14 protein-coding genes are annotated in these 12,260 nt (G+C 69.9%); 7 read left to right on the forward strand and 7 right to left on the reverse strand.

All coding sequences use genetic code 11. The annotated features are described in order from the left end of the window. The first annotated feature begins 4 nt into the window (after positions 1-4). Positions 5-925, forward strand: coding sequence for a serine hydrolase (locus Q7T09_RS04495; protein ID WP_304697984.1), 921 nt, complete (start codon positions 5-7; stop codon positions 923-925). Between the two features lie 100 nt (positions 926-1,025). Here the strand turns inward: Q7T09_RS04495 and Q7T09_RS04500 are convergent, their stop codons facing one another. Continuing rightward, positions 1,026-1,637, reverse strand: a complete 612-nt coding sequence (locus Q7T09_RS04500; protein ID WP_304697986.1) for an MSMEG_1061 family FMN-dependent PPOX-type flavoprotein — start codon at positions 1,635-1,637, stop codon at positions 1,026-1,028. A 149-nt stretch (positions 1,638-1,786) separates the two neighbouring features. On the opposite strand from Q7T09_RS04500, the gene Q7T09_RS04505 reads away from it, so the two are divergent. The 3 genes from Q7T09_RS04505 to Q7T09_RS20460 all read left to right on the forward strand — a co-directional run bounded on the left by Q7T09_RS04505 (position 1,787) and on the right by Q7T09_RS20460 (position 4,136). Next, entirely contained in the window at positions 1,787-2,227 is a 441-nt protein-coding gene (locus Q7T09_RS04505) for a DUF3617 family protein (protein WP_304697989.1), read from the forward strand. A gap of 108 nt (positions 2,228-2,335) precedes the next feature. Next, positions 2,336-2,656 carry an SCP2 sterol-binding domain-containing protein gene (locus Q7T09_RS04510; RefSeq protein WP_304697991.1) on the forward strand — a complete coding sequence of 107 codons (321 nt, stop codon included), beginning with the start codon at positions 2,336-2,338 and terminating at the stop codon, positions 2,654-2,656. Continuing rightward, entirely contained in the window at positions 2,649-4,136 is a 1,488-nt protein-coding gene (locus Q7T09_RS20460) for an alpha/beta fold hydrolase (protein WP_370689200.1), read from the forward strand. Before Q7T09_RS04510 ends, Q7T09_RS20460 begins: the two co-directional genes overlap by 8 nt. Here the strand turns inward: Q7T09_RS20460 and hisN are convergent, their stop codons facing one another. Then, positions 4,137-4,946: a histidinol-phosphatase gene (gene hisN / locus Q7T09_RS04520; protein WP_304697992.1), complete on the reverse strand. Its 810-nt coding sequence runs from the start codon at positions 4,944-4,946 to the stop codon at positions 4,137-4,139. A 60-nt stretch (positions 4,947-5,006) separates the two neighbouring features. Then, positions 5,007-5,390 (reverse strand): helix-turn-helix domain-containing protein, encoded by a 384-nt coding sequence (locus Q7T09_RS04525; RefSeq protein ID WP_370689201.1) that lies wholly within the window; start codon positions 5,388-5,390, stop codon positions 5,007-5,009. 134 nt (positions 5,391-5,524) lie between these two features. Between Q7T09_RS04525 and Q7T09_RS04530 the strand changes: the two genes are divergently transcribed. Next, positions 5,525-6,442, forward strand: coding sequence for a lysophospholipid acyltransferase family protein (locus Q7T09_RS04530; RefSeq protein ID WP_304697995.1), 918 nt, complete (start codon positions 5,525-5,527; stop codon positions 6,440-6,442). 140 nt (positions 6,443-6,582) lie between these two features. Next, positions 6,583-7,851, forward strand: a complete 1,269-nt coding sequence (locus tag Q7T09_RS04535) for an alpha/beta hydrolase (protein ID WP_304697997.1) — start codon at positions 6,583-6,585, stop codon at positions 7,849-7,851. 11 nt (positions 7,852-7,862) lie between these two features. On the opposite strand, the gene Q7T09_RS04540 is transcribed toward Q7T09_RS04535, so the two are convergent. The 4 genes from Q7T09_RS04540 to Q7T09_RS04555 all read right to left on the reverse strand — a co-directional run bounded on the left by Q7T09_RS04540 (position 7,863) and on the right by Q7T09_RS04555 (position 11,092). Continuing rightward, on the reverse strand, positions 7,863-8,528 hold the full coding sequence (locus tag Q7T09_RS04540) for a M23 family metallopeptidase (RefSeq protein WP_370689202.1): 666 nt from the start codon (positions 8,526-8,528) through the stop codon (positions 7,863-7,865). A gap of 164 nt (positions 8,529-8,692) precedes the next feature. Beyond that, positions 8,693-8,917 carry a DUF2093 domain-containing protein gene (locus Q7T09_RS04545; protein WP_304697998.1) on the reverse strand — a complete coding sequence of 75 codons (225 nt, stop codon included), beginning with the start codon at positions 8,915-8,917 and terminating at the stop codon, positions 8,693-8,695. 28 nt (positions 8,918-8,945) lie between these two features. Beyond that, the gene (xseA, locus tag Q7T09_RS04550; RefSeq protein ID WP_304697999.1) at positions 8,946-10,532 is read right to left on the reverse strand and encodes an exodeoxyribonuclease VII large subunit; all 1,587 of its coding nucleotides are present in this window, start codon (positions 10,530-10,532) and stop codon (positions 8,946-8,948) included. A 59-nt stretch (positions 10,533-10,591) separates the two neighbouring features. Further along, positions 10,592-11,092: a GcrA family cell cycle regulator gene (locus Q7T09_RS04555; RefSeq protein WP_304698001.1), complete on the reverse strand. Its 501-nt coding sequence runs from the start codon at positions 11,090-11,092 to the stop codon at positions 10,592-10,594. Positions 11,093-11,314: 222 nt separating this feature from the next. Between Q7T09_RS04555 and Q7T09_RS04560 the strand changes: the two genes are divergently transcribed. Continuing rightward, positions 11,315-12,136, forward strand: a complete 822-nt coding sequence (locus tag Q7T09_RS04560) for an ABC transporter permease (RefSeq protein WP_304698002.1) — start codon at positions 11,315-11,317, stop codon at positions 12,134-12,136. Positions 12,137-12,260 lie beyond the last annotated feature (124 nt).

Genomic DNA, 12,260 nt, shown 5'->3' on the forward strand with positions numbered 1-12,260 from the left:
GCCCATGGCCGCCCCCGACATCGCCGCGACGCTCCAGGCCGGCTTCGCCGCCGCCGGCTGCGATGGAACCCTGCACGTCCGCGACCTCGCCACCGGCGCCGAGGTGGCGTTCGAGGCGGACCGGCCCGTGGTCCCGGCCTCGGTCTTCAAGGTCCTGGTCGCCCTGGAATTCTACGCCCGGGCGGCGGAGGGGGCGATCGATCCCGCCAAGCAGACGGACCTCCGCCCGGCGGCGGTGACCCCCGGCCCGGTGGGCATTTCGAATTTCCAGGACCCGGTGCGCCTGTCCCTGCGCGATCTCGCCCGGCTGATGCTGACGCTGAGCGACAACGCGGCTGCCGACCTGCTGATCGCCCGCGTCGGCCTGGACGCCATCAACGCCCGCGCCCTGACCTGCGGCTGCCGCGAGACCCGGATCGTCAGCGACCTGAAGGCGATGCTGGACGCCATGGCGGTGGAGCTGGAGTTCCGCACCTACGCCGAACTCCTGGCCGCCCAGGCCGGCAAGCTGGGCCCGGCGGCCCAGGCCGGCAGCCTCGACCCCGTCCGCCTCGACGCCGTCGCCGCCCTCGACCCGGCGCGGGGGTCTCGCACCACGGCGCGCGACATGACCACCCTGCTGGCGTCGATCTGGGCCGACACCGCGGCCCTGCCGCCGGCCTGCGCCATGCTGCGCGAGGTGATGGGCCAGCAGGTGACGCGGCGCCTGGAGCCGGCCGTCCCCGACGGCGGGACCCTGGCGGCCAAGAGCGGCGGCCTGTTCGGACGGATCCGCAATGAGATCGGGGTGATCGGCTGGCCGGACGGCGCGCGCTACGCCGTGGCCGTCTTCACCCGCGCGCACGCACCCTTCGTCGGGGCCGCGGCGATCAACGCCCAGATCGGCGCGGCGGCGCGGATCGCCATCGCGGCCCTGCGCGCCTAGAGCGTTTCCCGCCTGACTTGGATCAAGTCAGGCGATCAGGAAGAGCGACCAAGTCAGGACTCTAGAGCCCCGTTTCGATTCATTCGAAACGGGAACAGCTCTAGAGCTGGGTCTTGTAGGTCTCAAGGATCTGCGCCTCGCTGATGGTCGGCTTGCCCATCTGCAGCTGGTCCATGACGATCTCGGAGAGGCTGGGCAGGGCCGACCGATCGATCTGGGCCTCGGGCTCCCACAGCCGGCCGCGCATGATCGCCTTTGGGCAGTGGAAGAAGGCCTCCTCCACAGCGATGGTGAGCACCAGGCGCGGCGGTTTCCCGAACTCCACGAATTGGCTCAGCAGCTCGGGGTCGGCGCTGGCGCTGGCCCGCCCGTTCACGCGATAGACGTCGTCGAAGCCGGGGATCATGAACATCAGCGCCACCCGGCCGGACCCGGCCAGCAGGTTGCGCAGGGTGTCGAGTCGGTTGTTGCCCGGCCGGTCGGGCAGGAAGAGCGAGCCCCCGTCCTCGCCGACATGGACAAAGCCTGGCTCCCCGCCGCGGGGCGAGACGTCCATGGCGCCGTCCGGTCCCGCCGAGGAGACCACGCAGAAGGGGGACAGCGCGATGAAGCCGCGGCCGTGCTTGTCGACATGGGCCAGGGACTTGTCGATCACCAGCTTGCCGGGCGGGCGGTAGATCTGGTCGAGGTCGGCGAGTGCGAGGGTCTTCACGGCGGTCCTCCAGCGTTGTTGCGAGGCATTCTCAACTATGCGTGGAGCCGTCATGATGTGCAAGATGAACGGGACCCGACACGCGGTGTCAGACCTGAGCCACCTCGATGCCGTATTCTGTCAGCATCCTTCGGCCTAGAGCTTGGAACATGTTGCGCACACTGACCCTCGGACTGATCGCTCTCGCCGCCGCCGCCGCCCCGGCGTTCGCCCAGGACTCCACCATCCAGCCCGGCTATTGGGAGGTGACCAACAAGGTCCAGGCGGTGATCAGCCAGACCAAGAAGGAGCGGCGTTGCATCACGCCCTCGGAGGTGGCCAAGTTCACCCTGGGGCCCAGCAACCGCCACTACGCCTGCACCTATCCGACGCGGATCTTCCAGGACGGCAAGATCACGCTGAAGGGCTCTTGCGCCAGCAAGAAGGGCCGCCAGGTCGCCATCGAGGCCACCGGCAGCTATTCGCCCACCACCTTCAAGATGGTGGCTGACGTGGACACCACCTATGCCGGCCTGCCGCTGGGGGGCCGCTTCACCACCGATGCGCGCCGGCTGGGCGACGTCTGTCCCGCGCCGGTCAAGACCGGCTGATCGGCGGGCGTCGAAACCTCCCGCTAACCCTGGGAAAAGCGTCGCCGTTTACATCATTCGCGTGAGAGGCGAAGGTGCGGCCCCATCAACTGTGGAAGGGCCGAATCCTTGGCGAGCTTGCAGGAACTGACCGAACGGGTGAAGTCGGGCGTCGGCCACGAGTCCGGCCTGGGCAAGTCCGTGAAGTTCGACCTCAAGGGCGAAGGCTTCATCCACATCGACGGCGGCACGGTCAGCAATGACGACAAGCCCGCCGACCTGACCATCACCATCAGCAAGGCCGACCTGAAGGCCATGGGCAAGCGCGAACTCAATCCGATGACGGCGGTGATGAGGGGGCGCATGCGGCTCTCCGACATGGGCCTGGCCATGTCCCTGCAGCCCCAGGTCCAGGCGCTGTTCTCCAAGATGGTGACCGAGCATGGCTGAGGCCGCTCCCCTGATCGCTGTCCCCGAGGCGCCGGTCCCCTCCGGCGGGTCGGCCGAGTGGGTGGTGGGCGCGCGCGGCGCCAAGCTGCGCGCGGCCCTGTTCTCGCCCAAGGGCGGCTCCCGCGGCTCGGTGGTGCTGAGCACCGGACGCACCGAGCATATCGAGAAGTATTTCGAGGTGGTCGGCGAGCTGATGGATCGCGGCTTCACGGTGCTGGTTCAGGAATGGCGCGGCCAGGGGCTGTCCCACCGCGACCTGTCGGATCGCCTGAAGGGTCACGCCTATGGCTACGAGACCTTCCTCACCGACTACCGCGCCATCCTGGCGGCCTTCGAGAGCCGCCTGCCCAAGCCCTGGATCGCCGTCGGCCATTCCATGGGCGGCTGCCTGACCCTGCTGGCCCTGGCCAAGGGCGAGTCCCGCCGCTTCGCCGGCGCGGTTCTGTGCGCCCCGATGCTGGGGGTGAAGACCGGGGCGACGCCGCTCTACCAGGCCAAGCTGATGGCCACCCTCAACAGCCTGATCGGCCGCGGCTCGCGCTATGTGGCCGAGCAGCCGGCCAATCCCTTCAACGAAGGCTTCGAGGGCAACGCGCTTACCCACGACCCCAAGCGCTTTGCCCGCGTCCGCGCCCAGATCGCCGCGCATAACGAGCTGGCGCTGGGCAGCCCCACCTGGGGCTGGCTCGATTTCGCGTTCCGGGCGACGGCTTGGCTGTCCAAGCCCGCCCATCTGCGGGACGTGAAGATCCCCGTGGTCATCGTTTCGGCCGGAGACGACAAGCTTGTCGTCGACGCGGCGCAACGAGCGGCCGCATCAAATCTGCCGGCTGGCGAGTTCGTCAGCGTGGCTGGCTCCTATCATGAGATTCTTATGGAAACCGACGACAAGCGCTCCGGCTTCTGGGCCGCCTTCGACTCTCTGATCGGCAAGATCACCGGCGCCAAGCCAAAGCCCGCCCCCGCCAGGCCGGTGGCCGCGGCCCCCGCCCCGACGCCCGCTCCAGCCCCGGCGCCCGTCGCCGCCGCGCCGAAGCCGGCCGCTGCCGCCTCCAAGCCCGCGGCCGCGCCGAAAGCCGCCGCCCCCAAGGCGGCCGCCAAGCCCAAGCCCGCCGCCAAACCGGCTGCGCCGAAGCCGGCCGCCAAGGCTGCGGCGCCGGCCAAGGCCGCCGCGCCCAAGACGGCTCCGAAGGCCGCCGCGAAGCCGGCTGCGAAACCCGCCGCCAAGCCGGCCGTGGCCAAGGCTCCGGCCAAGGCCGCCGCCCCGAAGGCCGCTGCGAAGCCCGCCGCCCCCAAGGCGGCCCCCAAGCCCGCCGCCAAGGCTGCCCCGAAGCCCGTGGCGAAGGCTCCGGCCAAGCCGGCCGCCGCCAAGCCTGCCCCCAAGGCCGCGGCGAAACCCGCCGCCAAGCCTGCGGCCGCCAAGGCGCCCGCCGCGGCCAAGAAGCCGGCGGCTGCGAAGCCCGCGCCGAAGAAGACCTAGCTAGTTCGCCGACCGCTTGAGGGCGACCAGGGCCTCGTCGAGGCAGGCCCGGTCGCCGGCGATGACGATCTGGCCGCCGGTCTGGCCCACGGGATTCCCGCGCCAGTCGGTGACCAGGCCGCCGGCCCCCTCGATCAGGGGGATGGCGCTCTCGATGTCCCAGGACTTCAGCCCCGCCTCGATCACCATGTCCATCGTGCCCGCCGCCACCATGGCGTAGGCGTAGGCGTCGCAGCCCAGGCGGGCGAGCTTGGCCGCCGCGCGGACCTGGGTCCAGGCGCCCAGCTCGGCGCCTGTGAAGTTGGCTTCCGGGTCTGTGGTGGCGATGATGGCGTCGGTCAGGCGCGGGCAGGGGCGCACCTTCAGCACCTTCTCCTGGCCCCGGGCCAGCAGGCGCGAGCCTCCGGCATGGCCGATATAGAGCTCGCCGATATAGGGCTGGCCGATGGAGCCCAGGACCGGGCGACCTTGATGGCGCAAGGCGATCAGGGTGGTCCAGACCGGCAGGCCGGCGATGAAGGCGCGGGTTCCGTCAACAGGATCTAGAACCCACACCCACTCGGCGTCCGGGCGGTCCTCGCCGTACTCCTCGCCGATCACCCCGTGCTCGGGATAGTGCTCGGCGATCAGTTTGCGGATGGCCGCCTCCGCACCCTTGTCGGCGGCGGTGACGGGATCGAACCAGGTGGCCGTGCCCTTGTCCTCCAGACCGTGATCGGCCCGGAACAGCGGGGCGATGGCGGCGGCGGAGGCGCGGTTCAGGTCGATCAGGAAGCTGTCGAGAGCAGCGAGACGGTCGGGGGCGAGCATGCACTCGCTTTATCCCGCCGCTCGCCCTCGCGATATCCCCCCAAACTCACGAGAGGAGGTTCAGACAGCCTCGTGTTCGCCATTCAGCGACTTGGCGAGGTCGAGCAGCCGGCGGCGCGGACGCTCGCCCAGCTGGTAGTAGGCGCGGATCAGGTCGAGAGTCTCCTTGCGGGCGAACATCTCGCCGCCGCCGTCGCTCTCATTGGCCGGTTCGCGCTGGGCCAGTTCCGAGAGGCCGTCATAGAAGTAGCCAACCGGCACTTCTAGGGCTTCGGACAGCTGCCACAGGCGGGCCGCCGAGATGCGGTTCGCGCCGCACTCGTACTTCTGGATCTGCTGGAACCGCACGCCGCAGGCGCCGGCCAGTTGTTGCTGGGTCAGGCCCAGGAGCCGCCGACGACGGCGAAGACGCTTACCAAGATGAACGTCGATGTCATTACCCATGGGATGCACCGCCCCTCTTCGCGTTTGTTTGGCGCCGTCCCAAAGCGAGACGGTCTGGCCTGAAATGGGCAAGTCGCGCGCCAGGAGACTCCGGCTCGCGTTGCGCGACTGGGGACCGCCGGTTAGGACAGTCCATGGCGGAAGCGCGACCCTCCCTGGCCCAGCACGTCGTCTGGCGGCTTGAGGCCCTGGCCTACGACCTGGTCACCGGCCTGGCGCGGCTGTTCCCCATCGATGCGGTGTCGGATTTCGGCGCCTGGCTGTTCCAGCGCCTGGGGCCGCTCACCAGCACCCACCGGGTCGTGCAGACCAATCTGCGGATCGCCTTCCCCCAGGCCGACGACGCCGAGATCGAGCGCCTGACCCGGGAGAGCTGGGCCGAGGCGGGGCGAGTGGCCCTGGAATTCCCGATCCTCGACAAGATCGTGGGCGATCCCACCCGGGTCGAGGTGGTGAACGCCGAGCGCCTGAAGCAGATCGCCGAGACCGGCGAATCCGTGGTGTTCATCTCCGGCCACTTCTCCTCGATGGAGGTCATGCCCGCCGCCATCGTCCATGCCGGGATCACCTGCCAGATCACCTATCGGGCGATGAACAATCCCTATGTGGACGAGAGCTTCCGCCGCAGCCGCTTCCGCTATGGCGTGCGCCTGTTCGCGCCGAAGGGGACCGAGAGCGCCCGCGAGCTGATCCGGGCGCTGGCGCGGGGCGAATGCGTGGCCCTGATGAACGACCAGAAATTCAACGGCGGGGTGGCCGCGCCACTGTTCGGGGTCACCTGCTACACCGCGCCCGGCCCCTCCAGCTTCGCCCTGCGCTTCGACATCCCCCTGCAGCCCATGTCGGTGCAGCGCACCCACAAGGCCCGCTTCAAGGTGGTGGTGCACGATCCCATCCGCCTGAAGAACACCGGCGAGCGCAACGCCGACATCGCCGCCGGCGTGCGCCGCGTGAACGCCTTCATCGAGGACCGAGTCCGCGACCGGCCCACCGAATGGTTCTGGGTCCACAAGCGCTGGCCCAACGAGATCTACAAGCGGGCCCGAAAATGAGTGGCCCGCCATCGAGCGCATGAAACTGCGCCCGGCTCCCGTAGACCCCTGACCATGACAGGGTGGCAGGCCGCGTCGGCGCGATCAAGCCAAGCTATCGTGCCTTGCCAGGACGCCAGGACCTCGCCGATTTTCGGCCCATGACCTCAGATCTCTCAGGCGACTGGCACGGCGTCCTCGACACCGGCGCGGTGAAGGTGAAGCTCGGATTCCGGCTAGACGGCGATGCGGTCTGGTTCAACACCCGCTCGGCGGGCGTCCTGGCCCTGCCGCTGGAACGGAAGGGCGGGGAGATCGCCTTCCGGACCGTGCCGTTCGATCTGGACCTCAGCCTGGGCCGCGTCGGCGATCGGCTGGAGGGGACCTGTTTCCACAACTCGGTCGACTTCCCGGTGAGCTTCGCGCGCGGCGTGGCGCCGCCCGCTGTCCGTGCGGCGCGGCCGCAGACCCCGGAGTCGCCCTTCCCCTATGAGGTGGAGGCGGTGGTCTTCACCGGCGCCGACGGGGCCAGGCTGTCGGGAACCCTGACCCGCCCGCCGGGTCCGGGGCCGCACCGCGCCATCCTGCTCTCCTCTTGGTTCGGCCAGACCGACCGCGACCAGATGGTGGCTGGCCACAGGCCCTTCGCGCTCTGGGCCGACCAACTCACCCGCCGGGGCTTTGCGACTCTGCGCTACGACAAGCGCGGGGTGGGGGCCTCGGAGGGCCGCTTCGACACCGCCACGACCGGGGATTTCGCCGCCGACCTGGCGGCGGCCATCGCGTTCCTCAGAGTCCGGTCCGACATCGGCCTGATCGGCCTGCTGGGCCACAGCGAGGGCGGCCACATCTCGGCGGATATCGCCGCCGCCGACCCGGCCATCGCCTTCTGCGTGATGATGACCCCCACCGGTGTCCCCGACGAGGATATCCTGGAGACTGAGATGTTCGCCGCCGCCCGCATGGTGGGCGGTGTTCCCCGCGACTTCGACCGCACCGTCCGCTTCGTCCGCGCGCTCGCCGAGGCCTCCAAGGCGCCCACCGCCGCCGAAACCCTGGCCCTGGCGCGGGATATCCTCGCCGCCGAGTCCTACCCGCCCGAGCGCCTGGAGATCCGCGCCGCCATCGCCGCCTCGGCCTGGCGGCGCCACTGGGCGACCTATGACCACACCGCCAGCCTGCGCCGCCTGGCCTGTCCAACCCTGGTGGTGTTCGCTGGCGAGGATCTCCAGACCCCGCCGGGAGCCCACGCGCCGGCGATCACGGCGGCCAATCCGGCGGCGCGCGTGGTGACCCTGGCGGGCCTCAACCACTTCCTGCAGCCGGCCATCACCGGCGCGCCGTCGGAATACGGGGAGATCGAGACGACCCTGGCGCCCGAGGTGATCGCGACCGTCTGTGACTGGATCGTGGAGGTTGGGAGGCCCTAACCCCCTCGCCGTCACGCCGGCGTCCGGGCGTCCACCATCAGCATGGGGTCGAGGTTGCGGCCATGCCATTTCATGCGCCAGCAGAGGTGGGGGCCGGTGGCGCGGCCCTTCATGCCCACGGCGCCGATGACCTGGCCTTGGCTGACCGTCTGGCCGCGGCGCACGTCGATCCGCGACTGGTGCAGATAGAGGCTGATCAGGCCCTGGCCGTGGTCAATCATGGTCAGGCCGCCCTCGAAATGCATGTCGGGATCGGCCAGGGCCACAATCCCGTCGGCCGGCGCGCGGATCGGGGTTCCGGTGGGGGCGGCCAGGTCGGCGCCGTAGTGGGGCGGGCGGGGCTCGCCGTTGAGGATGCGCTGGCCGCCGAAGCGGGCGCTCTGCCGATACTTCGTCAGGGGAACGATGAAGCCCGACTTGAAGCCGTCGATGTCGGCGCGGCTGGCGAAGCCCTCGGCCTTGCGCTCGGCCTCGGCCTTGATGCGGGCCAGCAGGGCCTCGCCGGTGGGGTTCACCTGGTTGGGCGGCAGGCCATTGATGCGCTGGATGTCGAAGTTTCCCGGCGCGATCCTGGCGATGTGGCTGGCCTCGCCGTCCTCGGTCACCACCCGGATGATGGTCTGGGGCTCGGCGTCGCGGTCGAAGCCGACGACGAAATATCCGGCGTCCGAGGCCACGGTCTCGGCCTGGCCATCGAGGAAGACCTGGGCGCGGGGCGTGGTGCGGCCCAGCGCGAAGCCGCCCTGCCGGTAGCGGCCGGAGAGCGACAGGCCGGGCGCGGCCGCGCGGACGGGAGTCCCGAGTCCGACCGCCGCCAGGCCCAGGAGGGCGCCGCGCCGATTCAGCGGTAGGTTTCCTGCCAGCGGGTCAGGGACTCGGCCGGGCTGGCATAGGCCTCCTGCAAGGGGGCGCTCCAGTAGCGCAGGGCCTCCAGCGGGATCTTCACCCCGGAGACCGCGCACAGCACGTAGCGACCCTGTTTCAGGACCACGAACTCGCCGTCGCCATAGTGGAGGACGGCCAGGTCGGCGGTGGAGCCGGGGAGGTTGCGATCATGGGCGTTCATGGGCGTCACTCTACCCCACGCGACGGGCTCAGAACAGATCGCCCTGCGCGGAAGGCGAGGGCGGCGCCCGCGGGGGGCGAGCCGGCCGGACCGGCGGCGGTTCGGGCGCGGCGCTGGGGGTCCCGTCGATGGTGGCCTGGCGCGCCACGTCGGCGAAAACCAGGCTGACGCCCTCGCCGCTGCGCAAGGTCGCGCCCTCGCGGACCAGGGAGCCGTCGGCCCTGTGCACCCGGGCGAAGCCGCGTTTCAGGGGCGCGCTGGGGTCCACTGAGGCGTGGAGTTTCCCAAGGCTGACAAGGCGTTCGGTCATCCGCTCCAGGCTCCGCGTCATGGCCGGCTGCAGGCGCAGGGCGGTGCGGGAGAGCGCCTCGGCCTGCTGCTGCCGGGGCCGCTGGAGGAGGGTCGGGGTGAGGCGGATGGTGAGGCGGGCGAGCTCGCCGCGATGGACGGCGACATTGCGCTCCAGGCCGGCCGACAGGCGCGACGAGACCCCCGCCAACCGTTCGCTCCGCACCTGCTGAGGCCGCTGGAGCAGGGCTGGCGACAGGCGCGAGGCGGTGCGGATCAGTTGGTTGTCGTGGATGGAGATGTTGGCGTTCAGGGCGGCGGCCAGGCGGCTGGCGGCGAGGTTGAAGCGCTGGGCGGCCATCTCCACAAGGTCCGGGACGCGATCGAGGGCCCGACCGACATTGGCCACACTTTGCCGACGATCGGCCACCACCCGGCCGCCCTGGCGGTGCAGGCGGGCCGACAGGTCGCCGATGGCGGCGCGCAGTTCGACGAGCACGGGCGTGGCCATCTCGGCCGCGGCGGTGGGGGTGGGGGCGCGGCGGTCGGAGACGAAGTCGATGAGGGTGGTGTCGGTCTCGTGGCCCACCGCCGAGATCAAGGGAATCGTCCCCGCCGCCACGATGCGGGCCAGGCCCTCGTCGTTGAAGGCCCAGAGGTCCTCCACCGAGCCGCCGCCGCGCGCGACGATCAGGACGTCGGGGCGCGGCACGGGGCCGCCGGGGGCCAGGGCGTTGAAGCGCTGGATGGCGTTCCCCACCTGGGCGGCGGCGGCGTCGCCCTGGACCACCACCGGCCAGACGATGACCCGGCAGGGCCAGCGGTCGCGGATGCGGTGCAGGATGTCGCGGATCACCGCCCCGGTCGGGCTGGTGATGACCCCCACCACCATCGGCATGGCGGGCAGGGGTTGCTTGCGCGAAGCCTCGAACAGGCCCTCGGCCTGCATCTTCGCCTTCAGCCGCTCGAGCTGGGCCAGCAGGGCGCCGACCCCGGCGGCCTCCATGGTCTCGATGACGATCTGGTAGCGGGAGCCGGCCGGGTAGGTGGTGATCTTGCCGGTGACGATCACCTCCAGCCCCTGCTCGGGCCGGACCGACAGGTTCTTCACCGAACCTTTCCACACCACCCCATCGATGGCGGCGCGGTCGTCCTTCAGGGTCAGGTAGACGTGGCCGTTGCCGTGGAAGGTGACCTTGGAGAGTTCCGCCCTCAGGCGGACGAAGCCATAGGCGTCCTCCAGCGTCCGCTTCAGGGCGAAGGCGAGTTCGGAGACGGAATAGGGCTTGGCGTTGGAGTCGGTCGACTCCGCCACGAGATCGGTCATGGCGGGAGATTAGCGAGGGTGGGCGCAAACCCAAACCCTCGCCAGCTCTCCAAGGCAGACTAGATGTAGCGACGCAGCGAGCGGGCCAGTTCGTTGGGGCCCGAGCGCTTCTTGGCCTGGGCCGGCTGATAGGCCACCCGAGCGTGTTCGGAGCAGTAGGGACCGTCGTCCTGGCGGCGGCCGCAGAAGGTGAAGCCGTCGGTGGACGGATCGCCGATCGGCCACTTGCACATGTGGGCGCCGAGGGTCAGCACGGTGGCCGAGCCGGGAGCCTCGTCAATGTAGCGCACGGGCGGCGGCGCGGGGGCCTGGGCCACCATGGGCTCGGCGATGCGGCGCGGGGCGGCGGGCTGGGCCACGGCGCGCTGCGGACGCGGGGCCTTGAAGACCGGGCGCGCGGGCTTGGAGGGGGTGGCGCGGCCCGACAGGCCCAGCCGGTGCACCTTGCCGATCACCGCGTTACGGGTGACACCGCCAAGCTGCTTGGCGATCTGGCTGGCGGAAAGACCGTCCTGCCAGAGCTTTTTCAGATTCTCGACCCGTTCGTCCGTCCAACCCATGGTCTCGCCTCCGCGGTGTCCTGGTTCCGGCAGCCCCGTGCGGCAGACCCAGGATCAATATGTTGTGGCAGAGCGTGCTCACGCCCTTACCAACTACTAGATATCGTAAACAGATCCTTAAGACCCACAATAGGCGCCCCCTCCTTCGTCCACAGGAACCACATATAGCGTCGGAAGGTCGCACTCTTGCGCTTCGCGGCGCCCGGGCGCACATCAGCGCCCATGAAGGATATGCCGACCACCGCCGCCATCCTGCCGCCCGAGCCCCGCGACTATCACGGGGTCAACTGGGCCGGCTTCCGAACCCTCTATCTCCGAGAGATCCGCCGCTTCTGGAAGGTGGGGACCCAGACCCTGGCCGCCCCGGTGGTGACGGCCCTACTCTATATGATGGTCTTCGTGGTGGCCGCCCAGGGCGCCCGCACCCCGGTCCATGGGGTGGCTTTCGCCGCCTTCGTGGCGCCGGGCCTGATCATGATGCAGATCCTCAACAACGCCTTCTCCAACTCCGCGTCGAGCCTGCTGCAGGCCAAGATGAACGGCCTGACCGGCGACTTCCTGACCCCGCCGCTCACCCCCATCGAGCACGTGGCCGCCTTCGCCCTCGGCGCCGCCACCCGCGGCATCGTGGTCGGCGCGGTGACCTGGCTGGCGGTCCTGCCCTTCGTCCACCTGCCCATCACCCACCTGTGGGCGGTGCTCTATTTCGGCGCCGGGGCGGCGATGATCTTGGGGATGCTGGGGATCATGGCGGGCCTGTGGGCCGAGAAGTTCGACCATATGTCAGCGGTGACCAACTTCATCATCATGCCCATGACCTTCCTGTCGGGCACCTTCTACCTGGTGGAGCGCCTGCCCGAACCGTTCCGCTCGGCCAGCCACTACAACCCGTTCTTCTATCTGATCGACGGCTTCCGCTACGGCTTCATCGGCCACGCCGAGGGCTCGCTGGGCGCCGGCGTCGGCATGACCGCGGGCCTGGTGGTCGCCTTCTTCTTCACCTGCCTGTGGATGTTCGAGACGGGCTACAAGCTGAAGACTTGAGCGCCGCGGCCCTTGACTCTCCGCTCGCGCGAACTTGACCTCCATCAATGCCCGCAGGTTGAATCGGCCTTCTGGTGAAGCTGGGCGTCGGGCGCTCCGCGGAGTCGGATGGAAGCCATGCAGG

Origin of the sequence: Phenylobacterium sp. (assembly GCF_030645195.1) — a bacterium.
In the GTDB taxonomy this organism is placed as follows: Bacteria; Pseudomonadota; Alphaproteobacteria; order Caulobacterales; family Caulobacteraceae; genus Phenylobacterium.